Below are 25,484 nucleotides of genomic sequence, written 5' to 3'. Positions count from 1 at the left end.
TTGCCAACCCGATCGCAATGATCTGGTCGGGCGCGCTGATGCTGGACTTCCTCACGCAGGGCGTGGGTGCAGGACGGGCGGCGCACGATGCCATCGTGGCGGCCATCGAAGAAGTCATCAAGAGCGGCCCGCGCACACCGGACCTGGGCGGCACGGCCAGCACCACGAAGGTGGGCGAGGCCATTGCCGCGCGGGTGGCAGCCGTTTGATCGATCTTGCGCAGCGCTCCTGATTCAATAGCTGCTAACGCTTGCTAATAAAGCGCTAGCGGTCAATTTGTCTTAAAAATTTTCGGAATGTATCACCATGTCCCTGACCCTCTCCCGTACTGACCTCATCCGCAGCGCCAATTTCATCAACGGCGCATGGGCCGCGAACACCTCTGCCCGCCTGGACGTCACTAACCCCGCCACCGGCGTCGTCATCGCCTCGGTGCCCGATTCCGGCGCTCCTGAAGCCCTGGCCGCCTTGGACGCTGCCCACGCCGCCTTCCCCACCTGGCGCAAGGTGCCCGCCAAGCAGCGCGCCGCCATCATCAAGCGTTGGAACGACCTGGTCGTGGCGCACAGCGACGACCTGGGCGCCTTGATCTCCCTGGAACAGGGCAAGCCTCTGGCCGAAGGCAAGGGCGAGTTGGCCTACGCCGCCAGCTACATCGAATGGTTTGCCGAAGAAGCCACGCGCATGAACGGCGAGGTCATCCCCGCGCCCGTGCCGGGGCGCCGCATGTTTGCCCTGAAGGAACCCGTGGGTGTGGTGGCCGCTATCACGCCGTGGAACTTCCCGGCCGCGATGATCGCCCGCAAGATCGCCCCGGCGCTGGCCGCAGGCTGCACCGTGGTGTGCAAGCCTGCCGAGGACACGCCGCTGACCTCGCTGGCCCTGGTGCAACTTGCGCACGAAGCCGGGGTGCCAGCGGGCGTGCTCAATATCGTGACGGCTTCGCGCCAGAACACGCCAACCGTGGTGGACGTGTGGCTGGACGATAGCCGCGTGCGCAAGATCACCTTCACCGGCTCGACCCCCGTGGGCAAGCACCTGGCCCGGCGCAGTGCAGACACGCTCAAGAAGCTTTCGCTGGAGCTGGGTGGGAATGCTCCCTTCATCGTGTTTGAAGATGCCGATATCGATGCAGCAGTGCAGGGCTTCATGGCCGCCAAGTTCCGCAATGGTGGCCAGACCTGCGTGAGCCCCAACCGTGTCTTCGTGCACCGCGCCGTGTTCGACGCCTTCGCCGACAAGCTCGCCGCCAAGGTGGCGGCGCTGCAGGTCGGCCCCGCCAGCGACCCCGCTTCGCAAATTGGCCCCATGATCAACGACCGCGCGGTCGAGAAGATCGAGCGCCACGTCAACGACGCGATAGCCCGCGGCGCCAAGGTGCTCACGGGCGGCAAGCGCTTGACCGAGCTGGGCGCAACGTATTACGCGCCCACGGTGCTGGCAGGCGCCGACGCCACCATGGCCTGCGCCTGTGAAGAAACCTTCGGCCCTGTGGCGCCGCTCACCGCGTTCGACGACGAGGCCGAGGTGATCGCCGCCGCCAACGACACGCCCTTCGGCCTGGCCGCGTACTTCTACAGCCAGAACGTGCGCCGCATCTGGCGTGTGGCCGATGCGCTGGAGACCGGCATCGTGGGCATCAACGAAGGAGCGCTGGCGGCCGAGGCTGCGCCCTTCGGTGGGGTGAAGGAGTCGGGCTACGGGCGCGAGGGATCGACGCACGGGCTGGATGACTACCTGCACACAAAGTATGTGTGCCAGGGGCAGCTGGACTGAGGGACGCTTTATTACTGCAGCGCTACGGACACGGGCGCTGACTGCTTTTTTGGTTCATTTTTGTCATCCCGTTCTGGTCGGGAGGCTCGTCAACGCGCGCCTCCCCAAACCCCTCAAGGAGTGCTGCCATGCTGAAATCGCTCAAGACGCAGATCGTCCTCACGTCGTTGCTGTGTTTGGCCCTGGGGGTGCTCGCCATCACACTCACCAACTACTTCACCGCTCGGGAGCGTGCCTACCAGGGCTTGGCAGAGCAGAACCTGGCGCTCGCAAAGAGCCATGCCAAGGGTCTCTCCGAATGGGTTCAGTCCAAACTCAGCCTGGTGCAAGCCGCGACCCAGGACCCGGAACCCTCCAAATCGTTGCTTATGCTGCGTGATGCCGGTCAGTTTGTTGGGACGTATTTCGACTATGTAACGGCCGCATCTTCGTCTTCTGCCCAGCCCGGCTCCGCCTCGGCAAAACCTGGCTACGAACAGGCGCTGCAAATGGGCCAGCCCGTGGTGACCTCGCCTTACCGTGCAGGGGGTACCAGCGGGCCGTTGGTCATTACTTTTGCCGCTCCGGTGGGGTCAAAGTCCGCCGTCACCAGCGTGGGCACTGCAGATGCATCCATGGACGCGGTTATGGCCAATGTGGCCTCCATCCGTCCTACGCCCGACAGCGAGGCTTTTCTGATCAATGCGGACGGCGTGATCATTGCCGCATCGGAGGGGCGGATGGTCCTTGCGCCGTCTACTGAGGTTTCGACCGCCCTCACACCGCACGCGCTGAGAACGGCTGCCGCTGGAGGCACCTTGGTCCCGGTGCAGCTGGACGGAAGGAATTTCTTGCTGATGGCGGTGCCAGTGGAAGGGACCGAATGGTTGCTGGTCTTGCTGTTGCATGAAGCACAGGCACTGGCGCCGATCACTGCGATGCTGACCGCTTCCGCCGCCGTGAGTGCACTGGTGCTGCTGGCCACTGCTGCATTGCTGGGTTACTTTATTTCGCACCGTCTGGCACGATTGGGGCAATTGCGCGATGCCATGCGTGAGGTAACGTCGGGCGAAGGTGACCCTAATCGGCCGCACCACATGGACGCGCGTGGTGCCGATGAGCTGGCGGAAATTGCCGCCAGCTTCAATGCCTTTGCTGACCAGCAGGCCGTGGTGCTGTCCCGTATCCGCGACACCAGCGCATCCGTGAGGGTCGCGGCCGATGAGATTGCGCTTGGCAACCAGGATCTCAGCCACCGCACTGTACTCACGGTTTCTGGTCTGGAGGGGATTTCTGCGTCGATGGAACAGCTCACCGGAGCGGTCCGAGCTAACTCCGATGCCACACACAAGGCCAAGTTGCTGGTCACACAGGCATCAGATATTGCCGACCATGGGGTTGCAGTGGTGGGTCAGGCTGTGCAGACTATGGACGAGATCAGTGCAGCGTCGAAGAGGATCGCGGACATCATCGGTGTCATTGACGGGATTGCATTTCAGACCAACATCCTGGCACTCAACGCGGCGGTGGAGGCTGCTCGTGCCGGCGAACAGGGACGCGGCTTCGCTGTAGTAGCTGCAGAGGTGCGTCAGCTGGCGCAGCGCAGCGCTCAGGCCGCCCGAGAAATCCGAGGGCTCATCTCGTCCTCCGTTAACTTGGTAAGCGACGGAGCTCACCTGGTTCACAGCGCTGGAGCTACTATCCATGAAATGGTCTCCGCAGTGCGGCAAGTAGTTGGCGTGATCGGTGAAATCCACGCTTCGACCACCGACCAGGGCGCTAGCATCACAGAAATGGGGCAAGCAGTCCTGCACTTGGAAGGACTTGCACAGCGAAATGCCGAATTAGTGGAGTACAGCGGCGCCGCAGCCGCGAGCTTGCAAGATCAGTCAGCAGCATTGAGTCGAGTAATGGGCGCCCCGACTCCCGTGTTGACCAAGTCTTGAGGTGCAATGGCTCGTGAAAGCTGGAGAGTTTTTCTCTGTAGATAGCTGTCGCGTCCCGCTTGATCTCCGGGTCGCGAGTGAAACGATTGAATCGCTGCAGTCGGCGGTACTAAGTGGCTCGACCACAATTGCGGACCATGCCACCAGTTGGATCGAACAACGGATTTCCTGAACAATTTGCTGCACCCGCTTGTGAAAATCCAGCATCTGCAAAACTCTGGGTTCTGCAAATTCAGTGTTTCTCGGCTATCGTAAACCGCAGCGAATGAGACGGGTTGCACTGGACTGCTCTAGGCTGGTCGGAGTCATTCGCTGGTGGCCACCTGCACGTGAGCTGCAGCAGTCACCAGTCATTCGACGCAGGCCGCCGACTACGAGCGCGTCAGCCTCGAGAACGGGGGCTCGCTGTTGAGTGCATCCGGCTTGGCTGCGAATGATCGGTCGTGGCTCAGACGAACAGTAAATCCCGGCCCTGAGCGGTCAATCGGCGGCGCGGATGGGATACCTGTTAGCTGCGCCGTGCCGCCGTATGGCGAGGTAGTCGCGCCAACCGGTGAGTATCCCCGGCCGGGTCATGGCATCCTCGGCTCTTATCTCCACTTCACACCTGCGGTTGATGAAAAAATCAGACATTGAGCGCCACATCCTCGAAGGGCCGACATTGAAAGTCGCCATCTCGGTGGATACCTGCATCTACCAACAGCACGGTTTCCGCTTGGAGTCAGGGCAGCTTCGGCATTTGGAGCAGTTCAGCGGCACTCCCGGGGTCGTGGTGATGTCGGACGTTGTGCAGCACGAAGTGCTGGCCCATATGGTCAACGAGGCGGTCAAGGCGAAGAGCAAGCTGAAAGGTGCGCTCGAGGACGCCCGCGACCATTGGCCCACGGCCGCCGGCGCGCCAACGCCGAGCGATATTCTCGGCACCGAGACTGCTGAGGTCGTGACTGCAGGAAGACTTGACGCCTTCCTGTGTCGCTGCGGTGGTGAAGTTATCAATGCCAGCGGCCGTGTGGACATCGCCGACCTCATGAAGCGCTACTTCCAGCCGTCCTTGCCGTTCGAAAGGTCGGGCGATAAGAAGCACGAGTTCCCAGACGCAGTAGCGCTGATAGCCCTTGAGAGCTGGGCCGAGGAACACAATAAGCCTATCTTGCTCGTCAGCAACGACAGGGGCTGGCAGGCGTTTGCCGAAGCATCGAACCGCCTGTCCTGGGTTGCTGAACTGGGCGAAGCACTGGAGCTCTTTCAGAAGCGGGATGCCACACGAACCCAGCTGGTAGCCCATGTGACGGCTCTGTTGGAAGCCGAGGCGGAGTCTTGGGGCGGGCTGCGTGAGCTCGCAAGCCTGCTCAACAGCACTATGTGGGTAGAGGATGCATCGGCTATGTTTGACTACGAAGTCGACCTTCAAGTCGACGTCACGGAGGTCAAGTTCGTCGATGACCCTGTGCAGGGCTCGCTACGGGCAATCGACTACTCCAACGGTGCCCTGACCGTCATCGGAAAATTCGAGGCAACAGCTTCCGTCGAGGCGACGTTTGACTTCGTCATGGATGGCGTCGACCTAGGCGGCTGCGTTGTCTCTGAGGGCAAGACCGTTAACTTCGAAGCTCTCATCACCTTCGAAGAGCCGGGCGGAAATGAGCTGCAAGCGGTTGACATAGAACTCGTGCGAAGAACGCACAAACTCGACTTCGGCCACATTGAGCCTGATTACTCCGACGAGGACCCGACGTTCGAGAAGTACTAGGCCCCAAGGCCTGCCAGCTTTCGCCGTGCCTCGGTCGCTTTCGCCCGGTCTTCCACCGTCTTGGCATAGGCGGCAAGCTCTTCGACGTCAGCGGCGAATTCGGCCGGCTCAGGTAGCGCCGGGGGCGCTTCTGCTCCGCCTTCGTGGGTGAACTTCGAGCAGCGCGTCATCCCGTTATAGACGGCGCTGGCATCGGTGTCGTCCACCGACACTGACTTCAGCCGCGTGGTCTCCACAGAGACCCGATAGCGTCGGACCGTGCTCTGCAAAAGCACGTCCTCGACCAACTGCTCCCAGGTGTCGCGCAACCGACGATAGCCGTTGCGGACCAAGTCGTTGTAGCCCTCGACATTCCCATCCGTCTCCAGGAGTTTCTTGGCGTTTGTCGCCATTGCACGAAGGTCGCCGACGCGGTTCTTGAGCTTCTTGCCTTCGAACGGTAAGTCGTCTGAAGACAAGCCCTTGCGCTTCGTCGTCGCCGCCAAGTGGCGGTGCGCGAACTTCACGCCTTGGTCCTCGGCAAAATCGGTGAGCGCCAGCGCGAAGGCCAGGTCATGCGTGAAGACGATAACCTGGCGCTTCTTTGCCTCGAGCACCAACCGCTTGGCAATTCGCTCACGCCGCATGTGGTCGAGAGACGAGACCGGATCGTCGAAGATGAGGCCCGAGCGCCCCGGTTCAATGCCAATCTCTGCGAGGAAGAGGGCCAGGGCCACGACGCGTTGCTCGCCCTCACTAAGGATGGCAGACAACTTGGCCTTCGCGAAACGAGGCATAGTTCCGAGCTTGAGCTGCTGCACCCGAGCGCCCTTTTGGCCAGTCATCTCCAATGTGACGGGCTGGCCACGGATGCCTAACGCCTCCAGCTCCTTCACGAACGCAGTCCTCAGCTCTTCAGTGACGTGGGCGTCGTAGAGCTCGGTCGTCTTGCGCGTCACTGCGGCGGTTCCACAGCTCTTGATGGCCTCACCAAATGCATGTTCACGCCTGTGCCACACGATGGCCTCGGAGACCTTTGGCAGCAGCGGGCCGAGCCGCTCCCTAGCGTCCAAGTCAGCGAGGAGCTTGAGCTTGGCCGCGCGCTCCTCAGGGGTCATCGCCCTCTCGAACGTGTTCGCCTCTGTGGCTCTCGCGTTGACCCACGCCTCTATGGCGGCGAACGGGGCCTCCGGCAGCGCTTCAAGAGGGTCGAGCCTGCGCTCTGGCGTCATCGCCTCTACCCGGGCCTTGCGGGCCTGCAGCGCCTGCGCGAATGCTTTCACCCCAGCCACGAGGTCCGGCTGCGCCTCAGCGAGTTCCTCTAGCAGCGCAGTGTCCGATGGGAAGGTTCCGAAGTTCAGCGCCTTGATGGCCAAGTACAGCCGCCCAGCCGTTTCGCGCTGTTCTTTGAACTTCCGTTGGGCGTCGTTCTCAAGAAACTCGACGAAAGACTTCAACCGCGCAGCAGCCTCGTCACTCAGTGGCTGCTGACAGAGAACGCAGTGCGCTCCGTCTTCCGGCCCGGGGAACGGACTGCCGGGGTACGCTGCTTTGGCCACAAAGTCCATCGCACTGCGCAGCAATACTTCCCAGGGCTCCGAGCCGGTTCCTGCAACTTGTGCTCCGTCAGCCTGCAATTTCTCGGCGGCCAACTTCGAGGCAGCCTCGGCGGCGACCAGCGCAACAAGGGCCTGCCTCAGCTGTTCGATGGCATCGTCCTGCAGAGGGGCCGTGCGTTCGGTGAGCTCGCCTGTCAGAGTGGTCATGCGCGTGAGCAAGCGCCGGATACTGGCCGCCTGCTTGGCAGGGTCCTGGTCACTGAACAGCTTGCGCAGGGCCGCCAACTCTAGGGCTTCTTGCTCCGAGAGCTTCGCCAACGCCTCGAACTCCTGGGGCTTGCTCTGCCGACTGAGCTTGGCAATCTCACGACCCACCACGTGTTCCCCAGCTAAGGTTGCAAGCTGGTTGAGGTCAAAGCGGCCTGCCGCCTGCTCCAGCTCGAGTTGGTCTTGGGTGGTCCTCATCGCCTCGGCCAGGCCATGCATCACCTCAAGGCCGCCTGGGACGAACAGCACCTTGGCTTGGCTATCGACGAACACCCGCGCGCAATGCGCATCGAACACAGAGATTTGAGAAAGTGCCGGCGGCGACGCCTTGTTCGCTGCCCAGCCGTCGGACTTTTCTGTGCCGCCTTCGAGCCAGTCGATAGTTGCGCTCGCCGCGGCGTCCGCTTGGCCCTGCAAATACACGTTGGGAAGAATGTCCTCGACGTTCCGGGCCCGACAGGCTTTCTTAAGCGCTCGCGCGTAGCCGGACTTTCCGACGCCGTTATAGCCATAGACAACGGTGAGCCCATCCGCCACGAAGGTGAGGCTCTGCTGGGAGTCAATGGCGTTGAGGCTCTGCGGGTCCCTTAGCGCACGAAGGCTGACGTCCACACCTTCCTGCGCTGCGGCCGGAATCTGTGCAGGGTCGAGCGGCGCGGGTTGGCGGCCTTTAGGGTCTTTGAAGCCATGGTGCACCTTGACCAGCGCAACCAGGTCTTCCTTGTCGCCTAAGCCCAACGTTCCCTGCTGAAGCAGCCTGCGGGCACAGTCGCTCAGCCACGGGGGCTGTTGTGCGAGCCAACCGCCGATGTCCTGGATGATTTGCATCCTTGAGCTCCCTGATGACGCTCTTCGCGTCTTTCGGAGATATTGCCATATGTAAGCAACGCTCGGCTTGACCAACCGCAGCGATGAATCGCTTCACAACGTGACCGGCGAGAGGTCGTCGTCCTCGGACTTCAGAGCCGCATGCTCGAGGCGCCATTGCATCAGCAGCCTGCCAATTGCGCTAGCGACTGCTTTATGCCAGGCAGCGTGAACTTGACGACTATTCGCCGATGACAGCAATCGCTGCAGAACCGACCTCTGGTACGGCAGTTTTAGGCTGATAGCAGTCCTCAATGTTCAGCCGTTCACTGACTGCATATGTTCATACCGGACACTGGCAACTATCGGGGAACAATTCCATGCCACTGCATCCTCGGCACCTGCGTACAGGCTATCAGGCAGCTAGATATTCCCTCTTCATGGACTGAACCAGGTCGGCAGTAGTCGGTAAGGATGTCACCCCCGACACCGAATGCCCTGCACTCCATAGATCCGACCACCGTTGAATGACTGGTCCTTCAGATCCTCCTCCGAATTTCTTGCGCGCCTCCTGAACGGACACTGTCTCGTCCAACGCTTCCGGGTCGAGCCCCACGCGGACGATGGACGGCTTCAGGAAGTTGGCGGGCAACCCGGTGAAGGCGCGCGTGGCGAGCACATCGTCCATGGAGCTTTCCAGAAGCATCTCTTTGTAGTCCGCAGTCGCCATGCTTTCCTGGGTGGCGATGAATCGCGTGCCCACGCACCCCAGGTCGCAGCCCAGCACCGTGGCTGCGCGCAGCGCCACGCCGTCCGAGAGCCCCCCCGACAGCACGATAGGGCCATCGAACATCTGGCGCACAGCGCGCACGAAGGCGAACGGGTTGGCCCAACCGGTGTGTCCGCCTGCGCCGGACGACAGCAGCACAAGGCCATCGACACCCGCCTCCAGCGCGCGCTCCGCGTGGTGGAGCGAGGCCACATCGGCAAACACGAGGCAGCCGCCGTCACGCAAGGCCGGAATCACCGAAGCGGGCGACCCCACACTGGTGATCACCAGCTCCGCGCCGTGGCGCACGATCAAGTCCACTTCGGCCTTGAGGCGTGCTGGGTCGCGCCGCATGATGAGGTTGGGGCAATAGGGCGCTCGGCCCGGTTGTTCTTCGGCCTCTCGCTGCAGCCGCTGCAGCCAAGCGGAAAAATCGTCCAGAGACGTGCAATTGGCCGTGGGAAACGCACCGATGACACCGGCCGCGCACGCGGCCGAGACCAGCTCGATGCCAGAGACACGCAGCATGGGGGCCGCGATAGCGGGCACCACCAGGCGATCCATGAAAGGCAGTCGGTTCATTCTTGTTCCATTCCGTTCTGTGAATGCGTTGCGTGAAGGGCAGCTATGGCCTGCGCCGCTTCGTCCACCATGCAGTTGACGATGGCCCGCAGCGGCTCGATGCGTTTTGCGAATGCGATGGATGGTCCCAGCGAGACCATGCCATGGCGCCATTCACCCTCGGCGTAGCAGCGGTCGCGCGCAACCGTTCCGCTGATGAGGTCGCCGAACGCAGCGTGTTCCGTGGCACCTGCCTGCTCGATGGCCTGAACTTGGCGCGCGGTGTCGTTCAGCAGCACGCGCCAAGTTGTGCCTAGCGACTGCAGTAGCCGCACCGTGGAGTGCTCGTCGCAGGTCAGCAGATGCTCCTTGTAGCGGGGGTGCGCCTGGATTTCCTCGCACACCAAAAAGCGGCTGCCGATGAGCACGCCGTCCAGCCCCTGGGCAAGCACCGCAGCCAATTGCTTGCCCCGACCGATGCCACCGCCTAGCACCACCGGCACGCTGAACTGACCAAGAGCGAGCGCGCCCATGAGCATCGTAGGCAGCTCGTTCATGCCTGGGTGTCCGCCTTCCTCCATGCCGACCAGGGCAATGGCATCTGCGCCTGCACGCTCTGCAGAAAGCGCGTGGCGGATGCTGGAGGCTTTGTGAATCACGACGGCGTTGGCCTTGTGCAGCGCTTTGATGAGTTCCGCTGGCGCATGTCCTGCTGTCTCGAAGATCTTCACGCCATGCGCCAGGGCGGCATCCATCCAGCGCGGAACCATGGCGTTGGCCTCGGGCCGGTGCGAGAGCGTGAGGTTCACGCCAAACGGTTTGCCGTGGGTCAGCTCCGCACAAAGTGCGAGGGCGACCCGGAAATCCGCTTCGCAGGCATACGACCGGGGCGTGATAAAGCCCATGCAGCCTGCATTTACCAGCGCAGCCACATACCTGGCGTCGGACAGCCACATCAGGCCACCGCCCAGGATGGGGTGATCGATCCCCAGAAGCTGCGTAACGCGCGTGCGCAGAGCGGCGCCCATGGATCAGCCCCCCGCAGAACCCAGGGCGGGCGCTCCAGCCAGGTCGGTGTCGCCCATCCCCTCCATGGCCACGGGGAAGCGTACCCACGGCATGTCATCACCAGTGGCAAACTTGCCTCGCGAGGCGAAGTGCGCTTGGGACGACAGTTCGGCGGGATGCACCACGGGCGCAGCTGGAACGTCATAGCGGCACAGCAATTCGAAGGCTTCCTGCGATTCCAGAAGCTGCATGGCCTGCTCGATACGCAGATTGATCGCATCGGCCACCGCCTTGCGTACCTTGTGCGTTGCGTACTCCGGCCCATCGAAGGGCGCGAGCGGCAGGGCTGTGCACAAGCGCTTCCAGAAATGGTCTTCCAGCGCGGCAATAGACACGTAGCGCCCATCCTTGCACTGGAACGCGCCGTAGGCAGCCTTCACCAGTGTGGCCTCGCGCTGCGCTTGCACTGTGCGTGCACCTGCCGACCGGTAGGCGCCCAGCCGTGGGTTCATCCAGTGCAAGGCGCAATCGGCCAGCGCCACGTCCAGGTACTGCCCGCGGCCAGTGGCTTCGCGCTGGAACAGTGCGGCGAGGGTGGCGGACAGCGCGTACATGGTCCCGCACAGGTCGGCCACTGGTAGCCCAAAGCTCTGCGCGGGAGCACCATTGGGCTGGCCGGAGACGGCCAGCACGCCAGCGGCGGCCAGGTAGTTGATGTCATGCCCCGGCAGATTGGCCCACGGTCCTGTCTGGCCGTAGCCACTGAGGGATACATAGATGAGGCGCGGATAGGCCCGGCAGAGTGCAGCGGCGTCCAGGCCCAGGCGCGCCATCACGCCTGGGCGGTAGGACTCGACCACGATGTCGGCCGAAGCGATCAAATCGCGAACTAGGGCGCGCTGGGTTTCGTCTTTGAGATCCACCAGCAGGCTTTGCTTGCCCCGGTTCACGGCCTCGAAAGCGCCCTGGCCCAGGTGCCGAGCGTTGTCGCCATGCGGCGGGCGTTCGATCTTCATGATGCGGGCGCCCATCTCCGCCAGGTTCTGCGTGAGGAAGGGACCTGGCAGCAGTTCACTGAAATCCACCACCGTGATGCCCTGCAGCGGTGGTCGGGCTGCTGTGCCCATCATGCGGACGCTCCTGCGGAGGTTCTTTCGATGATGACGGCGTCCAGTGGCAGCACACCTTCGCCTTCTGCACCAATCCACACAGGGTTGAGGTCCATTTCCTCAATGCGGCCTGCGTTTTGCGTCACGAAGTCAGAGATGCTCAGCAACAGCGTCTGCAGCGCTGCCAGGTCCGCTGGTGGGCGGCCGCGTGCGCCTTCGAGCAGGGGAAAACACCGCATCTCACGGACCATGGCGGCAGCCTCGCTGGCGCAAAGCGGCAGCATGCGGCGTGTGACGTCGCGCAGGATCTCCACGTAGATGCCTCCCAGGCCGAAAGTCATCACATGGCCGAACACGGGGTCTCGCGTGACGCCGACCATCAACTCCAGGCCACCGCGCGGCGCCATCTTCTCGATCAGCAGACCGTCGATATGTGCGTCGGGCCGGTGGTGCTTCGCCGCCGTCATGATGTCCTCCCAGGCTTGACGCAGTTCGTCGGCGTTTTGCAGCCCTACCACTACGCCGCCGATGTCGGACTTGTGCACGATCTGCTCGCTCGCAATCTTGGCCACCACGGGGTAGCCCATGGCGTTGGCCGCCGCGACGGCCTCCTCCATGGTAGGCGCCAGTGCGTTGGGCAGCAGAGGGATGCCTGCTGCCAGCAACTGGGACTTCGCTTCGGCCTCGGACAGGCTGCGCGTGGCAGTGGCGGGCGCAAGCGCCGCCACAGGGTTCAACGGCGTATGCGTACCGCGAGCGCGTTTCCAGCGGCCGTATTCAATCCAGCGTTGGATCGCCTTGATGGCCTTACCCACCGACCGTGGCGGTGCAAACCCGCCTTTGACCAGCATTCGATAGCCCTCGCCCATCCGGTCACTCATCCAGATGGGAATGATAGGGGTAGCACAACCCTTCTGCGCCGCGATGATGGTGCGCGCCAGCTGGATCGTGGTGTCACCATAGTCCAGCGCGATCGGAACGATCACGCAGCCCAGGTTGGGGTCCACCGCCACTGCGCTCAGCGATTTTTCGATCAGCGCAGCATCGCTCAGCACGGCGGCGGTGGTGTCCACCGGGTTGTCCAGCGCAGCGTAAGCGGGAAGCAGATCTGCAAGGGACTGCCGCGTGTGCGCGGCAAACTGCGCGAGGGTCAGGCCTGCGGTGCCCACGGCATCCGCCGTCAAGGCCGCGGTGCCGCCCGACGAGGTGTAGATGGCCACTCCTTCGCTGGGCGCCGGCTCGCCACGTGCGAACAGCCAGGCTGTATCGACCAGCTCGTCAATGTCATCCACCTCGATCACACCGCACTGCTTGAACACAGCGCTGTTTACCTCGGCCGATCCTGTCAGGGATGCGGTGTGGGACTGCGCCGCCTTCTGCCCGTATTCCGACTTGCCCACCTTGAGTGCGATCACGGGCTTGCCATTGGCAGCCGCACGGTTCACGGCGGCCACGAACTTCGCACCGTCCTTGATGCCCTCTAGCAAGGTCACGATCACCTTGATGTCGGGTGCATCGGCCATGTAGTGGATGAAGTCGGCCACCTGCAAGTCCACCTCGTTGCCTGTGGAGGCCCACAGGCCAATGCCGATGCCCCGGTCCATGGCCTGCATCACGTTGCGCCCCAGGCCGCCACCCTGAGTAGCCAATCCGATGGGACCCTTGACGAGGTCGTGCGGGAAGGAGGGCGAGAACGTCAGGCCCAGGCGGTGGTTGACGTTGGTGAGGCCCGGGCAGTTGGGGCCATACAGGCGCATGCCGCCCGCATCGGCAATCTCCTTGAGCCGCACCTGGGCACGTTCGCCTTCTTCTCCGGCCTCGCCAAAGCCCGACGTCAGCACGATGGCAAACAGCACGCCCCGTGCCGCGCACTCTTCGGCCACGGCCAGTACGCCTGATGCGGGCACCACGATCACCGCCACGTCGGGCGTGGCGGGCAGCGACGCCACACTGGGCCAGCAGCGGTGCCCGCGAATCTCTGCCTTGGTCGGGTTGACGAGATAAATGTCTCCGTCGAACTCGGAATGATCCAGCAGATTGGTCAGCGTGCGCTCGCCAATGCTCTGCGGGCGGTCCGAGGCGCCCACAAGGGCAATTGAGCGCGGGCGGATCAGTCGTGAAAGGTCAGTCAATGTTGTCTCCTGGTCGTTATGGGTGCGGCGATGCCGAGGATCAGACAATCGCCGAGATACCCAGGATTTCGCGCCCGGCAATCAAGGTCTGCACTTCGGTGGTGCCTTCGGGAATCGTCCCGCCGCGCGTGTCGCGGAAGATGCGCTCGATGGGGTAGTCGGTGGCGTAGCCCAGGCCGCCGTGCACCTGCAGTGCCATGCTGGCGACTTCGTGTGCGGCCTCGGTGGCATAGAGCTTGGCAATCGAGCAAGCAGTGCGCGCATCGGCATTGGCGTCCAGTGCGGCGGCGGCGCGCAGGCTCAGTGCCCGGGCGGCCTCCACACGGATCGTCATGTCCACGATGAGCTTTTGCACCAGTTGGAAGCTGCCGATGGGCTTGCCGAACTGGGTGCGGGTTCGGGCGTAGTCAATGGACAGGTCGAGCGCCGCTTGCGCAGCGCCCACGGCACCCATGGCGATGTTGACGCGCGCGCCGTCCAGGCCCATGAGCATCTTCTTGAGCGCATTGCCTTCTTCGCCCAGCAGGTTCTCGCGTGGCACCTTGACATTGTCGAACGCCAGCTCCGCGGTGCCGGTGCTGCGCAACACCATGGTGTCAACATTGCGCACTTCATAAGGAGACACATCACGCTCCACCAGGAAGGTGGACAGCCCCCCCTGGCAATCGGGGCTGAACGTGCGGGCGACCACGATGCCGAAGTCGCCGAAGGCGCCGTTGGTGATCCACAGCTTGCGGCCGTTGAGCACGTAGTGGTCGCCCTGCAGGTCTGCGCGGGTCTGGACCTGGGCAATGTTCGAACCCGTGCCCGGCTCGCTGATGGCGTTGAACACCTTGCGTTCGGATGCCAGCAGGGGCTTCAGGAAGCGTTCGCGCTGTTCCTCGTTGGCCTCTGCGGCCAGCTTGTTGATGGCCGCGTTGGTGATGTTCACCATGGTTCGCAGCGACAGCCAGGTGTAGCCAGCTTCTTCCATGAGCATGGCCCAGGTCATCTGGTCCATGTCCATCCCGCCCAGGGCCTCGGGCAGGCGGCCACCGATGTATCCGAACTGGGACAGCTCTTTGAGGAGTTCGAAGGGGAAGGTCTTGTCGCGGTCGTGCTGGGCCACGCGGGGTGCGACCTCGCTTTTCATGAAGCGGCGCACGCTGTCGCGCAGCATTTCTTGTTCGGAACTCATCGTTGAATACATGGCTATGTCTCCTGGGTTGAATGCATGGGCCCGCCGCTAGGCGGGAGTCGTGTCCTTGGTACCCGCGCCGCGTCGGCCTGATGCCGTGGCGCGCAGCGTGGGAGCGGCGTTCAGGGGGTGGAACACGAGCGCCTGCACTTCTTGCAAGGCCTGCAGGCAGGCATCCTTGGTACGGCGCAGGCGTTCTGTAGGCCCGGCGATCGAAAGCGCGAGGGGTTCATCGCCCAGATACCCTGCCACGGCAATGGCGGCCAGGCCGTCAAAGCCTTCGTTCTCCACCCACATCCAGCCTTGCTCGCGCGCTTGCGCAATCTGCGCCTCCAGCGCTGCGAGGTCGGTGATGGACCCGGGGGCGATCTGCTTGAGCGGCTTGAGTCGCAGCTGCCGTGCAGCCTCTTCGGGGGTGCCGAGCGACAACGTGGCCTTGCCCAAAGCAGACACGTGCAGGGCGATCTTGTTGCCGACGTTCTCTACATAGCGCAGTGGGTGCGTGCCCTCTGCAAACGCCAGGACCTTGACCACGCCGGCCTCCACACGGCCGCACATGCCGGTCTCTCCGGTCTTGTCGCGCAGCAGTTCGCAGGCCTCGGACGCCACGGCATAGAGCGAATCCCCCGCAGCGATGCCTTTGGCAACCGTGAGCAGGCGGGCCGTGGGATAGAAGCGCCGGGTGCGCGCGGTCCGCATTAGGTAACCCAACTCGTGCAGCGTGTGCAAGAGATCAGAACAGCTGCTTTCGGGCAGGTCCATCAGACGCGCGAGGTCGGAGTTGGAGAGCTCACGGCGCTCCCGGGCAAAAACCTCCAGGAGGGCCATGGTTCGAGAGGCAGCGGGGACGATGGTTGGCATAAATTCTCCGGTATTTCGTAGATATCAACGAATCATAGCTTTGCGGGCAAGGCGATTCACTGCGGAAATTGCTCTGAAATTTCGATTTTCTCTATCGGGATGATTTCGAAAACTTCTTGCATGTCTACGAAATATTGAAGTATTCTACGACCAGCCGCAATCATGTGGCAACAAAAAATGGAGACAAGCATGCTTAGAGCCTTCCGAAAACTGGTTGTTTTTGTCATTGCCTCGTTGGCCTTCGGTGTCCTGCACGCTGCAGGAGATGAGTGGCCCAACAAGCCGATCACCTTTGTGGTGCCATTCCCACCCGGAGGCATCACGGACAACACGTCCAGACTGCTGGCCAAACTGCTCAGCGCGCAGTTGGGCCAATCGGTGGTGGTGGACAACCGTCCCGGCGCTGGTGGCTCCATCGGGGTCGAGTCAGCTTCGCGCCAGCCGCCAGATGGCTACACCATCATTTACGGCACACAAGGAACGCATGGCGCCAACCTGGCGCTGTACAAGAACGTACGCTACGACCCAGTCACGGACTTTGTTCCTGTGCATGGCATGTCGGAAACGCCACTCATGCTGGTGATCAACCCAACGCGTCCTTTCAAGACCGTGCCTGAGCTGATCGCCTACGCGAAGGCCAACCCCGGCAAGCTCAATTTCGGCTCTGCCGGGCCCGGCACGGGCACCCATCTGACGGCCGAGCTGTTCCAGACGGCCGCAGGCATCAAGATGACTCACGTGCCTTATCGCGGTAGTGCGCCAGCACTCACCGACCTGATGGCCGGCAGTATTGACCTCATGTTTGACTACCCCGCGGTGGTCCTGCCCCAAGTACAAGCGCAGAAGCTCAAGGCGCTGGCAGTCACCTCCAAGAAGCGGCTGTCCAGTTCCCCCGGCGTGCCGACCGTCGGCGAGCTGGGCGTCCCCGAAGCCGAATCAACGGCCTGGGGCGCGGTTTTCGTGCCTGCCAAGACGCCACCGGACATCGTCAAGCGCCTGGGCGACGAGATCGCCAAGGCCATCGTTCACCCCGAAATGCTGCAGGCCACGGAGAAGTTCGGAAGCGTTCCGTTCGTCGGCCTGCGCGACGCCAAGTTGGGTGCTTTCGTGAAAGCGGAGCTGACCCGGTGGCGTGCGGTAGTTCAGCAGTCGGGCGCCAAGCTCGACTGATGGGTGGCGGGTGCTGCGTGCCCGCCACCCCGCACCTTTCTATTTCACCCCTTCCATCTATGACCGATTCAAAGATTTCCTTGAAGCCGTTGCAGCCGACTCTCTATGAGCTGGCTGAAGACGGCCACTCGCTCAACTTCTTCTTTGCGCAGTGCGGCGCTTGCGGGGGGCTGAGCTTTCCGGCCAACGCGCCGGGGTGCATGCACTGCGGAAGCCCGCTGAGTGAAGCACAACGCGTCACCCGCCCAGGCGGTGGAGAGCTGCTGGAATTCGTGACATTGCACGTGCCACTGCTGCCTGGCATGGCAGCACCCAGCATCGCCGGGGACATTCGCATTGCGCCCGGCATCGTCGAAGAAGGTGTGATGGCTGTGGGAGACGAAACGGCGCTGAGACACGGCATGACGGTTCGCGCCATCGCCGAAATGAAGCCCGAAGAAGGTGTTTACGCCTGCCGCTTTGTGCCCGTGAATGAAGGAGCCGCGCAATGAGCAATGTCCAACAATCCACTTCGAGCAACTGGCTCGATGCTAACGGCGGTGTGTTCATCGCCGGTATCGGTCTGCACCCGTACCAGTTCCCTACCGAAACGCCCTACACCGAACTGGGCCTCACGGCCGTACGCGCTGCGCTGGCCGACTCGGGACTGGCATGGGACCGCGTACAAAGCGCGTACGTGGGCACCACTTCCATTGGGATGGCAACCGGCCGCGTCATGCTGCGCCACCTGGGGTCAACGGGTCTGGCGGTGACGCAGGTGGAAAACGCATCGGCCTCTGGCTCCTTCGCATTCCGCCAGGCGTGCATGGAAGTGGCCACCGGCATGAGTGATGTGGTGCTGGCAGTCGGGGTGGACAAACATGGCGATGGGCGCCGTGCGGCCAACAAGGACGGTCTGGAGAGACTGAGCGAAACCGCCACCATCCCGGCGGCCAAGTTCGCGATGATGGCGCGCACCTATCTGCGCGAGCGCGGTGCATCCGTCGAAGAAATGGCCAACGTGGCCGTAAAGAACCACGGCAATGCAGCGCGCAACCCGTTCGCGCAGTTCCGCAAACCCCGCACGCTGGAGCAGGTGCTCGCATCGCCGCGCGTGGTGGGCGACCTCACCGTGCAGCAATGCTGCCCGCGCGGTGAAGGGGCTGCGGCGGTGATGGTGGTCTCTGGCAACGCCATCCGTAAATTGGGGCTGGATGCCCGGCGCTGCGTGCGCGTCAAGGCGTCGGTCGCAGGTAGTGAGCGGCCCGAAGCGCAGTACGGCGACAGCGCTGTGGAGCTGGTCCGCACCAGCGCGCAGGCCGCGTTTGACCAAGCGGGCATTGCACCCAAGGAGCTCGACCTTCTGGAACTGCACGACGCCTTCTCGGTGGAAGAGTTGCTCTACAGCGAAGCCATCGGAGTGTGCGATTCCGGCGAGGGCGCCCGTTACCTGGCGCGTGGCGATTCGCAGATCGGCGGCCGCTGCGCCATCAACGCATCGGGCGGCCTCATCGGCATGGGGCACCCGCTCGGCCCCACGGGCATCGGCCAGTTGGCCGAAATCACCCGCCAACTGCGGGGCGAGGCGGAAGGCCGCCAGCACCCCAATGCGCGCTGGGGCATGGCCCACATGATCGGGCTCGGCTCGGTCTCCGTCGCCCACGTGCTGTCGGCGTCGGCGTGATGGCCCTGCACATCTCTTACTGAAAGCAATCCAATGACTACACCTGAGATCCAGGACCTGGGCACATTGCTCTATGAGGTGCGCGACCGCGTGGCCGTGGTCACCCTCAACCGGCCCGACCGCATGAACACGCTGGGCAGCACCATGAAGCCGGACCTGGCCCGCGCCTTCTTTGAACTGGCCCGCAACGACGACCAGGTGCGCGCGGTGCTGATCACTGGCAGCGGCGACAAGGCGTTCTGCGCGGGCGCCGACATCAAGGAGCGCGCCACCGATGTGGTGCGTGGCACGGAGTATTTCGTGCGCCAGAAAGCAACCCACGAGCTGTTTCGCAACATCGAAGAATTCGAAAAGCCCGTTATCGCAGCCATCAACGGCGTGGCGCTGGGCGGCGGGCTGGAGATTGCACTGTGCTGCGACCTGCGCATCGCGGCCTCTCATGCGCGCTTCGGTCTACCCGAAATCAAGCTCGGCGTCATCCCGGCAGCCGGTGGCACGCAGCGCCTGCCACGGCTCGTGGGCGAAGCCCGGGCCAAAGAACTAATCCTGACGGCCGATCTGGTGGATGCGGAGACAGCGCTGCGCTATGGCCTAGTTAGCCGCGTGGTACCGCAGGCCGAGCTGATGACGGCTGCGCTGGAATTAAGCCAGCGCATTGCGCAACACCCGCCGCTGGCAGTCAGGTTTGCCAAGCGCGCCATCAACCGGGGCATGCAGACCGACTTGGACTCGGGCCTGGAATACGAGCGCTATGCAGCCGCAATGATCGTGGACAGCGAAGACCGCATCGAGGGCATGCGCGCCTTTGTCGAGAAACGCGAACCCCAATTCAAAGGACGCTAGGGCCTTGCCGCACTGGCGACTTCCTCAGACAACACACACGAAAGGCATCCCAATGGAACTCGGATTGAACGGACAGGTCGCGCTCGTCACAGGCGGCGGGCAAGGCGTAGGCCGGCAGATTTGCATCGAACTCGCAGTCGAGGGCGCACGCGTAGTGGTGAACGATCTGTTTGCCGAGCGCGCCCAGGCGGTGGCGGATGAAATCAACGCCGCAGGCGGGCAGGCCTATGCAGCGCCGGCGGACATCACCCAACTGGAGGCGGTCGATGCCATGGTGGCCAGTGCCGCCGAGCATTTCGGCGCGCCCATTACCGTGCTGGTAAACAACGCCGGCATCATTCCAGAGCGCCGCGAAAAAGGTGGCCGCACACCCGCCTTTGTGGATACCCCCGTGGTGGACTGGGCCAAGATCGTGAACCTCAACGTTTACGGCACCATGCACTGCTGCCGCGCCGTGTTGCCAGGCATGGTCGGGCGCAAGACGGGCCGCATCATCAACATCATCTCGGAAGCGGGCCGCATCGGCGAGGCCAACATGGCGGTGTATTCGGGTGCGAAGGCTGCCATTGCCGGGTTCGCCAAGGCCCTCGCGCGCGAGCACGGCCGCCACGCGGTCACCGTCAATTCCATCGCTCTGGGCGCCGTGTCCCATGAGGGCATCAAGGACGGTCCGTTGAACATCCACGCCACGGTAGAGAACAACGAGCTGCTGGGCAAGATGCTCAATGCGTATCCCATCTCCAAAGGCGTGGGTCGCCTGTCCCGGCCCACCGACGTGTCGGGCATCGTGGCGTTCCTGGCGTCAGACCGCGCGCTGTTCATCACGGGGCAGACCATCGGCGCATCGGGCGGCTTCGCGATGGTTTGATGCAGGAAGGGGCGGCCGGGCAAACCGCCTCTGCGCCGCTCAGTTGCTGACCGTACTGCGTTCTCATGCAGCACGACCGAATACATAAAAAGGAGACAAGACCATGATGAATCGCCGCCATTTCTCGGCATCCATGGGGGCTATGGCACTCTCGCCCTCGGTATTTGCACAGAGCGCTTATCCGCAGCGCCCCATTACGCTCGTCGTGCCCTTCTCGGCGGGCAGCGTGGTGGATGTCCAGGCCCGCTTGATCGCGAAGGCGATGAGCGACAACCTCGGCCAGCCCATCGTCATTGAAAACCGGGTTGGAGTGAGCGGGTCCATCGGCGCCGAGTTTGTGGCGCGTGCTGCGCCCGACGGTTACACCATCCTGCTCGGCACCCAGGGCACACAGGGGACCAATACCGTTCTCTTCAAGAACATTCGCTACGACCCGGTCAAGGACTTCGTGGCCATCCATGGGCTGACAGGTAACGCCAACGTCATGGTCTGCAATCCCAATACGAAGTTCAAAACCGTCGCCGACGTGATCGAGTTCGGCAAGCAACAGCCTGGCAAGCTCAACTTTGGATCAGGTGGAAATGGCACGTCTGCCCACCTGTGTCTGGAGTTGCTGCAAACCCAAACCGGCGCGCGCTTCAATCACATCCCCTACAAGGCCACCACTGCGGCCCTGGTTGATCTGATTGCGGGCAATGTGGATGTGCTGTTCGACTATGTACAGACATCTCGGGCGCACATCCGGGACGGAAAAATCAACGCGCTCGCAGTGACCAGCACCAGCCGCCTTGCCGCGCTGCCCAACGTACCCACCATGACCGAGGCCGGAATCCCCAGCGTGGTGGCGATGAACTGGGGCGGTATCTTTGCACCGGCCAATACGCCTGAGCCCATCGTCAAACGTTTGTCCGATGCAGTGGGGCAGGCACTGAATTCGCCCGAGGTCACGGCGGCGCTGGACGCGGTCTCAAGCGTCAAGATCGGCATGCCACACGAGCAGTTCACGCCTTTCGTGGCCACCGAGGCCGCCAAGTGGGCCGAGGTGATTCGCAAGTCCGGAGCGAGCCTCTGATGTCTGCGCCCAAAGTGGCCGTGGTCACCGGCGCGGGCAGCGGCATCGGCCGTGCACTGGCGTTGGCCTGCGCCAGCGAAGGCATGGTGGTGGTGGCGGCGGATATCGATGCCGAGGCCCTGGCCGCCACGCAGGCGCTGGTGGAGGCGACGGGCGCCGCTTGCCTGGCTCAGCGCTGCGATGTGTCCAACGCCGCAGACGTGGAGCGGCTGGCCGAGGCCAGCTGGAGCCAGTGTGGCGGTGTGGACTGGCTTTTCAACAACGCAGGCGTGGCGGTGCTTGGGGCAGCCTGGGATGCCACTGACGACGACTGGCAGTGGGTGCTGGGAGTGAACCTGATGGGGGTGGTGCATGGCGTGCGCAGTTTTGTGCCGCGCATGCGGGCCCGGGGAATGGCAGCCCACATCGTCAACACCTCATCGGCCGCTGGCCTCGCCACTATCGGCGGTTCATCCGTGTACTGCGCCAGCAAACACGCGGTCGTCGCCTTCTCGGAATGCTTGGCCAAGGACCTGGCGCAGGTGGGCGCTCCCATTGGCGTGTCCGTGCTGTGCCCCTCCTTGGTGGCCACGCGCATCGACCAGTCACAACGCAACCGGCCTGCCGCATTGCCAGCGGCCGGCCCTACGGCTGCCGCCTATGGAGAGCGCGTGCGTGCCGGTATGGCTGCTTCTGACATCAGTGCCGAGGATGTCGCACGCGCTGCGGTCGACGCGATTCATGCGCGCCGCTTCTACATCATTCCCCATGCCCACACTGGCGCGTCCGTGAGAGACCGCAGCCAAAAAATCATGGGCGATTTCCACCATATTCACCAGGAGAGTCTTCAGTGACCGCTGCCCACCCATCCACCGACCTTGCCGCCTTGCATGACCATGTGAGGGCCCTCACAGAACGCGTTGAATGCATGGAGAGCATCGAAGCCATCCGCGCGCTGCGTGCCCGCTATCACGAATTGGTGAATGAGGATGCGGGCAACCGCCTCTACGAACTGTTTGCACACGATGCGCATGTGGCCTACGGTGGGCGCCCCGAAGTGCGGGGCCGCGACAACATCCGTGCGTTCTTCGCATCGTTTCCGGTGCAAACGGCCCGGCAGTTCATCCACAGCCATGTCGTCCAGGTTCAGGGCGACCGAGGCACAGGGTCCAGCTACCTGGACGGCCGGCCCGTGCGGGACGGAAAGAGCTTTTATGTGGTGGGCCGCTTTGACGACGAGTACATCCGCCTGGACGGGCAATGGTTCTTTCAACGCGTCACCTTGAGCGTGCACTACATGATCGAAGCCGCTGAGCGCTGGGACCACCTCATTCCGCTGCAAGGGGCTCACTGATGCCCAGCACAGCCACCATGGCCTCGTTGCCGTCCTTGTTTGATCTGACCGGCCAGCGAGCGCTGGTGACGGGCGCTGCGAGCGGTCTCGGGCTGGCCATTGCAGAAGCCATGCTGGAGGCGGGTGCGGAAGTCGTGCTGTCCGACAGCGATGCCAAGGCACTGGACCACGAGGTACACCGCCTGCGCAAGGCTCACGCGAAGGTACAGCACCGGGTGATTGATGTCAGTGATGGCGCCGACGTGGACCGCAACATCGACGCCATCGCGGCCGAGGGTCCAATCGATTGCGTGTTTGCGAATGCTGGCATGAGCGCCGGACGCGGCTTCCTGGCCGAGCAAGGACGCCTGGAAAACGTGGACCCGGCAGCGTGGGAAAAGGTACTCCAGGTGAACCTGACGGGTGTGCTGGCTACGCTGCGTGCCGCCAGCCGCCACATGAAGCCCCGGCGGCAGGGGCGGATCATCGTGACCTCGTCCATCGCAGGGCTGCGGTCGGAGGCACATTCCGGCTACGCCTACGTGGCCTCCAAGGCTGCGGTGAACAACGTGGTGCGCCAGGCGGCCATCGAACTGGCGCCTTTCAACATCTTGGTGAACGCCATCGCTCCCGGTCCCTTCGCGACCGGCATCAACGGCGGCCGCCTGCGCCTGCCGGAGAGCGCCGAGCGCATGCGCACCTACATCCCGCTCGGCCGCATCGCCCAGCCCCACGAAATCCAGGGGCTGGCGCTGCTGCTGGCCTCACCGGCATCGAGCTACATGACCGGTGCCATCATCCCCATCGACGGCGGCGCCAGCGCGCGTTAGCTTCGGAGACCATCCGTTCAGTTCTTTCCACCCGCAAACACAGAGGAAGTCGCACCATGATCATCGTCACAGGCCATGTGATCGCACGCCAAGATACGGAGGAGGCTGTTGAGCAACTGGCCGTGGAGCATGTCCTGCGCTCCCGGGTAGAGCCAGGGTGCATGTCCCACGAAGTGAGCCGCGATGTGCAGCAGCCGCTACGCTTCGTGTTTGTGGAGCGCTGGGAAAACATGGCCGCACTGCAAGCCCATTTCCGCGTGGAAGCATCGCGCACGTTCGCACAGTCAATGGCAAGCTTGTGTCAGGAGCCACCGCAGATCGATATCTATGAGGCGGCAGCGGTTGCGGCACGCTGACGGCGGTAGTTCAAGCGCGGCAATTGACCCATGTGAGGGGATGACCGGGTCGATTTTTTGCCGAAGAATATTTGTGACCTCAAAGCAGGCCAACGCAACCACTTTTTGTGGAGCGGTGACCGATTCCAGCGCGCTCGGTATGAAAGTCCTTACTTCGGTAACCTCGGTGTCCAAACCGCACAGTGGACCAGTCGTCTTCAGGCTGCAAGCAGCTATGCGTTCCTGTAGTGCTGACGTTCCCCTTTGGCCCAAGAGAATCGCTCATGGGAGATTTCACGGTGCACCAACTGACGCCTCTAGTCCGACGACAGTGAATCGCTCCGGTTTTTGCGACGTATCAACACTCTGAAAGGGCTGGGCAGGACGTATACGAACAAGCTCTTTACGAGGTTCGTGAGCTTGTCGTGAGGATGGTTCAGGAGCGCCGCAGGGGTAGCTGCCACTGTGGGGCGCCATTGAGACCGTCGAACCGGAAAGCGCTGACTTCTCGAACCCGTATTTGAGTGATTGTTGCAGTGCTTTTGGAGGAGTTTACGACTTTAGGTTGACAGCCACTTGGCTGAGCAGGGCGCTAGGCCGCATGGATGCTGGGCAGGGGTTTACGACTTTAATTACCCGGGATAGTCGCGATTCGGAGATGCGGGCAAGAGCAAAGAAGGAAGCCCGTGGGAACCGCCTTCATCCTCGATCCCCGCACCGAATACGCAAAACGCGCAGGGAGAGACAGCTCCTTGCCGAGGCATAGGCGTAGCAACAAAAAGGGCTCCCAGTGGGAGCCCAGTTTGCTTGCCTGACAGTGAGGAAAACACTCCCCATGGCAGCAGCACCCGCGAAGTGCCACCACCATGGGAAGGCCCGCAACTGCGTCAATTACATGGCGCTGAATTCGCCGTGGGGAATCTTGCCGGTGCGCAGGGCTTCGGCTGCCTGGGCACGTACTGCAGCGCGGTCAGCCGTAGAGGTGTATGTCACCACGCGCGAGCCAGCGGGTTCCTGGCTGCGGGTCTGGGCCACCGTGGCGGCTTCCGCTTGCACTTCAGCACGGGTGCGGTTGGTGTCGAATTGGAGCGCAAATTGCGAGCCATCGGCTTCGTCTGCGTGGGCGCCAAAAGAGGCGAAAGCAGCAACAGCGGCGATAGACAGGAAACGGGCGGTCGTGTTCATGGTGCAAATCCTTGGATAAAAAGCGTCTCAAAAAAGCCGGAACAAAGCGCCAAAAGCGGATGCTGAAAACTGCTTCAAACCGGGTTCGGTGAGTCGCCTTGCGGGTTCGGCTCATCGATGGGATGAACTGTACGCCGGTGCTGTTCAGAGAAAAACTATCCAGTCGCAAACTAACTGTTCCAGTATTGGAAACAATTGATCTGCTGCGCCAAGAAGCGCTTCGCAGGGAGGGGGTATGCAGGGATTGGAGGCCCATGGGCGTATTTCTCCCACTAGGTTTCACGGGGAGAAACTCTGGTGCCCGGGCCTGCGAGCCGGGAAAGCGTGGAGCTGTCGAACTGCTCCGCGTCAGTCAGAGCCTGGGCGATGCAGACCACCCGCCGGTGGCGGTGCAGGTGACCTTGCACGGGGCGTCAGCCCTTCGGCAGCCCGTTGTGCGCAGTTGGTGGCCCGGCTTGAGATGTGTGGGGCTAAATTGTCGAAGCGTCTGTTCACGATCTCCGGCTAGATCGTAGACAAGTGCTCA

At 62.8% G+C, this 25,484-nt stretch carries 22 protein-coding genes; 14 read left to right on the top strand and 8 right to left on the bottom strand.

Going from position 1 to position 25,484, the window contains the following annotated elements:
• The 4 genes from ACODS0_RS20380 to ACODS0_RS20365 all read left to right on the top strand — a co-directional run.
• The coding region (locus ACODS0_RS20380) for an isocitrate/isopropylmalate family dehydrogenase (RefSeq protein WP_488836808.1) at positions 1-209 on the top strand (209 nt) is incomplete at its 5' end.
• A gap of 97 nt (positions 210-306) precedes the next feature.
• Positions 307-1,776 (top strand): NAD-dependent succinate-semialdehyde dehydrogenase, encoded by a 1,470-nt coding sequence (locus tag ACODS0_RS20375; RefSeq protein WP_488836806.1) that lies wholly within the window; start codon positions 307-309, stop codon positions 1,774-1,776.
• Between the two features lie 128 nt (positions 1,777-1,904).
• On the top strand, positions 1,905-3,701 hold the full coding sequence (locus tag ACODS0_RS20370) for a methyl-accepting chemotaxis protein (RefSeq protein WP_488836804.1): 1,797 nt from the start codon (positions 1,905-1,907) through the stop codon (positions 3,699-3,701).
• A gap of 616 nt (positions 3,702-4,317) precedes the next feature.
• The gene (locus ACODS0_RS20365) at positions 4,318-5,451 is read left to right on the top strand and encodes a PIN domain-containing protein (protein WP_488836802.1); all 1,134 of its coding nucleotides are present in this window, start codon (positions 4,318-4,320) and stop codon (positions 5,449-5,451) included.
• On the opposite strand, the gene ACODS0_RS20360 is transcribed toward ACODS0_RS20365, so the two are convergent.
• The 7 genes from ACODS0_RS20360 to ACODS0_RS20330 all read right to left on the bottom strand — a co-directional run bounded on the left by ACODS0_RS20360 (position 5,448) and on the right by ACODS0_RS20330 (position 15,680).
• The gene (locus ACODS0_RS20360; protein ID WP_488836800.1) at positions 5,448-8,084 is read right to left on the bottom strand and encodes an AAA family ATPase; all 2,637 of its coding nucleotides are present in this window, start codon (positions 8,082-8,084) and stop codon (positions 5,448-5,450) included. The genes ACODS0_RS20365 and ACODS0_RS20360 overlap by 4 nt on opposite strands.
• 394 nt (positions 8,085-8,478) lie before the next feature.
• The gene (locus ACODS0_RS20355; protein WP_228895820.1) at positions 8,479-9,414 is read right to left on the bottom strand and encodes an NAD(P)H-dependent flavin oxidoreductase; all 936 of its coding nucleotides are present in this window, start codon (positions 9,412-9,414) and stop codon (positions 8,479-8,481) included.
• Positions 9,411-10,421 (bottom strand): NAD(P)H-dependent flavin oxidoreductase, encoded by a 1,011-nt coding sequence (locus ACODS0_RS20350; protein ID WP_228895818.1) that lies wholly within the window; start codon positions 10,419-10,421, stop codon positions 9,411-9,413. The genes ACODS0_RS20355 and ACODS0_RS20350 overlap by 4 nt, the downstream gene beginning before the upstream one ends.
• 3 nt (positions 10,422-10,424) lie before the next feature.
• Positions 10,425-11,531, bottom strand: coding sequence for a CaiB/BaiF CoA transferase family protein (locus ACODS0_RS20345; protein WP_488836797.1), 1,107 nt, complete (start codon positions 11,529-11,531; stop codon positions 10,425-10,427).
• Complete coding sequence (locus ACODS0_RS20340; protein WP_436131878.1) at positions 11,528-13,642, bottom strand: acetate--CoA ligase family protein; 2,115 nt, start codon at positions 13,640-13,642, stop codon at positions 11,528-11,530. The genes ACODS0_RS20345 and ACODS0_RS20340 overlap by 4 nt, the downstream gene beginning before the upstream one ends.
• 40 nt (positions 13,643-13,682) lie before the next feature.
• Positions 13,683-14,831 (bottom strand): acyl-CoA dehydrogenase family protein, encoded by a 1,149-nt coding sequence (locus ACODS0_RS20335; RefSeq protein WP_228895812.1) that lies wholly within the window; start codon positions 14,829-14,831, stop codon positions 13,683-13,685.
• A 36-nt stretch (positions 14,832-14,867) separates the two neighbouring features.
• Positions 14,868-15,680 (bottom strand): IclR family transcriptional regulator, encoded by an 813-nt coding sequence (locus tag ACODS0_RS20330; protein WP_228895810.1) that lies wholly within the window; start codon positions 15,678-15,680, stop codon positions 14,868-14,870.
• Positions 15,681-15,869: 189 nt separating this feature from the next.
• On the opposite strand from ACODS0_RS20330, the gene ACODS0_RS20325 reads away from it, so the two are divergent.
• The 10 genes from ACODS0_RS20325 to ACODS0_RS20280 all read left to right on the top strand — a co-directional run bounded on the left by ACODS0_RS20325 (position 15,870) and on the right by ACODS0_RS20280 (position 23,794).
• The gene (locus ACODS0_RS20325) at positions 15,870-16,850 is read left to right on the top strand and encodes a Bug family tripartite tricarboxylate transporter substrate binding protein (protein WP_228895807.1); all 981 of its coding nucleotides are present in this window, start codon (positions 15,870-15,872) and stop codon (positions 16,848-16,850) included.
• 59 nt (positions 16,851-16,909) lie between these two features.
• Positions 16,910-17,341: a Zn-ribbon domain-containing OB-fold protein gene (locus tag ACODS0_RS20320; protein ID WP_436131879.1), complete on the top strand. Its 432-nt coding sequence runs from the start codon at positions 16,910-16,912 to the stop codon at positions 17,339-17,341.
• A complete protein-coding gene (locus ACODS0_RS20315; RefSeq protein WP_488836793.1) occupies positions 17,338-18,513 on the top strand; it encodes a thiolase family protein in 1,176 nt (391 codons plus the stop codon). The genes ACODS0_RS20320 and ACODS0_RS20315 overlap by 4 nt, the downstream gene beginning before the upstream one ends.
• Positions 18,514-18,546: 33 nt before the next feature.
• Positions 18,547-19,356, top strand: a complete 810-nt coding sequence (locus tag ACODS0_RS20310) for an enoyl-CoA hydratase/isomerase family protein (protein WP_228895801.1) — start codon at positions 18,547-18,549, stop codon at positions 19,354-19,356.
• 52 nt (positions 19,357-19,408) lie between these two features.
• Positions 19,409-20,224 (top strand): SDR family NAD(P)-dependent oxidoreductase, encoded by an 816-nt coding sequence (locus ACODS0_RS20305; protein WP_488836791.1) that lies wholly within the window; start codon positions 19,409-19,411, stop codon positions 20,222-20,224.
• A gap of 103 nt (positions 20,225-20,327) precedes the next feature.
• Positions 20,328-21,296, top strand: a complete 969-nt coding sequence (locus ACODS0_RS20300) for a Bug family tripartite tricarboxylate transporter substrate binding protein (RefSeq protein ID WP_228895797.1) — start codon at positions 20,328-20,330, stop codon at positions 21,294-21,296.
• Positions 21,296-22,129, top strand: a complete 834-nt coding sequence (locus tag ACODS0_RS20295; protein ID WP_228895796.1) for an SDR family NAD(P)-dependent oxidoreductase — start codon at positions 21,296-21,298, stop codon at positions 22,127-22,129. The genes ACODS0_RS20300 and ACODS0_RS20295 overlap by 1 nt, the downstream gene beginning before the upstream one ends.
• Positions 22,126-22,629 (top strand): nuclear transport factor 2 family protein, encoded by a 504-nt coding sequence (locus tag ACODS0_RS20290; protein ID WP_228895795.1) that lies wholly within the window; start codon positions 22,126-22,128, stop codon positions 22,627-22,629. The genes ACODS0_RS20295 and ACODS0_RS20290 overlap by 4 nt, the downstream gene beginning before the upstream one ends.
• The gene (locus tag ACODS0_RS20285) at positions 22,629-23,438 is read left to right on the top strand and encodes an SDR family NAD(P)-dependent oxidoreductase (protein ID WP_228895794.1); all 810 of its coding nucleotides are present in this window, start codon (positions 22,629-22,631) and stop codon (positions 23,436-23,438) included. Before ACODS0_RS20290 ends, ACODS0_RS20285 begins: the two co-directional genes overlap by 1 nt.
• A gap of 56 nt (positions 23,439-23,494) precedes the next feature.
• Positions 23,495-23,794 (top strand): putative quinol monooxygenase, encoded by a 300-nt coding sequence (locus ACODS0_RS20280; RefSeq protein ID WP_488836789.1) that lies wholly within the window; start codon positions 23,495-23,497, stop codon positions 23,792-23,794.
• An 870-nt stretch (positions 23,795-24,664) separates the two neighbouring features.
• Here ACODS0_RS20280 and ACODS0_RS20275 read toward each other — a convergent pair.
• Positions 24,665-24,958 carry a DUF4148 domain-containing protein gene (locus tag ACODS0_RS20275; protein ID WP_121508544.1) on the bottom strand — a complete coding sequence of 98 codons (294 nt, stop codon included), beginning with the start codon at positions 24,956-24,958 and terminating at the stop codon, positions 24,665-24,667.
• Between the last annotated feature and the right edge of the window lie 526 nt (positions 24,959-25,484).

It is taken from the genome of Acidovorax sp. FG60, from assembly GCF_057808995.1.
This window is presented reverse-complemented; position numbering and strand designations above follow the sequence as displayed.

Excerpts from the sequence above, each read along its gene's own strand:
- ACODS0_RS20315 (WP_488836793.1), top strand. The coding sequence starts at position 17,338 with ATGAGCAATGTCCAACAATCCACTTCGAGCAACTGGCTCGATGCTAAC.
- ACODS0_RS20275 (WP_121508544.1), bottom strand. The coding sequence starts at position 24,958 with ATGAACACGACCGCCCGTTTCCTGTCTATCGCCGCTGTTGCTGCTTTC.
- ACODS0_RS20325 (WP_228895807.1), top strand. The coding sequence starts at position 15,870 with ATGCTTAGAGCCTTCCGAAAACTGGTTGTTTTTGTCATTGCCTCGTTG.
- ACODS0_RS20350 (WP_228895818.1), bottom strand. The coding sequence starts at position 10,421 with ATGGGCGCCGCTCTGCGCACGCGCGTTACGCAGCTTCTGGGGATCGAT.
- ACODS0_RS20355 (WP_228895820.1), bottom strand. The coding sequence starts at position 9,414 with ATGAACCGACTGCCTTTCATGGATCGCCTGGTGGTGCCCGCTATCGCG.
- ACODS0_RS20365 (WP_488836802.1), top strand. The coding sequence starts at position 4,318 with ATGAAAAAATCAGACATTGAGCGCCACATCCTCGAAGGGCCGACATTG.
- ACODS0_RS20310 (WP_228895801.1), top strand. The coding sequence starts at position 18,547 with ATGACTACACCTGAGATCCAGGACCTGGGCACATTGCTCTATGAGGTG.
- ACODS0_RS20295 (WP_228895796.1), top strand. The coding sequence starts at position 21,296 with ATGTCTGCGCCCAAAGTGGCCGTGGTCACCGGCGCGGGCAGCGGCATC.
- ACODS0_RS20320 (WP_436131879.1), top strand. The coding sequence starts at position 16,910 with ATGACCGATTCAAAGATTTCCTTGAAGCCGTTGCAGCCGACTCTCTAT.
- ACODS0_RS20370 (WP_488836804.1), top strand. The coding sequence starts at position 1,905 with ATGCTGAAATCGCTCAAGACGCAGATCGTCCTCACGTCGTTGCTGTGT.
- ACODS0_RS20375 (WP_488836806.1), top strand. The coding sequence starts at position 307 with ATGTCCCTGACCCTCTCCCGTACTGACCTCATCCGCAGCGCCAATTTC.
- ACODS0_RS20280 (WP_488836789.1), top strand. The coding sequence starts at position 23,495 with ATGATCATCGTCACAGGCCATGTGATCGCACGCCAAGATACGGAGGAG.
- ACODS0_RS20305 (WP_488836791.1), top strand. The coding sequence starts at position 19,409 with ATGGAACTCGGATTGAACGGACAGGTCGCGCTCGTCACAGGCGGCGGG.
- ACODS0_RS20345 (WP_488836797.1), bottom strand. The coding sequence starts at position 11,531 with ATGATGGGCACAGCAGCCCGACCACCGCTGCAGGGCATCACGGTGGTG.
- ACODS0_RS20330 (WP_228895810.1), bottom strand. The coding sequence starts at position 15,680 with ATGCCAACCATCGTCCCCGCTGCCTCTCGAACCATGGCCCTCCTGGAG.
- ACODS0_RS20360 (WP_488836800.1), bottom strand. The coding sequence starts at position 8,084 with ATGCAAATCATCCAGGACATCGGCGGTTGGCTCGCACAACAGCCCCCG.
- ACODS0_RS20285 (WP_228895794.1), top strand. The coding sequence starts at position 22,629 with ATGCCCAGCACAGCCACCATGGCCTCGTTGCCGTCCTTGTTTGATCTG.
- ACODS0_RS20300 (WP_228895797.1), top strand. The coding sequence starts at position 20,328 with ATGATGAATCGCCGCCATTTCTCGGCATCCATGGGGGCTATGGCACTC.
- ACODS0_RS20335 (WP_228895812.1), bottom strand. The coding sequence starts at position 14,831 with ATGTATTCAACGATGAGTTCCGAACAAGAAATGCTGCGCGACAGCGTG.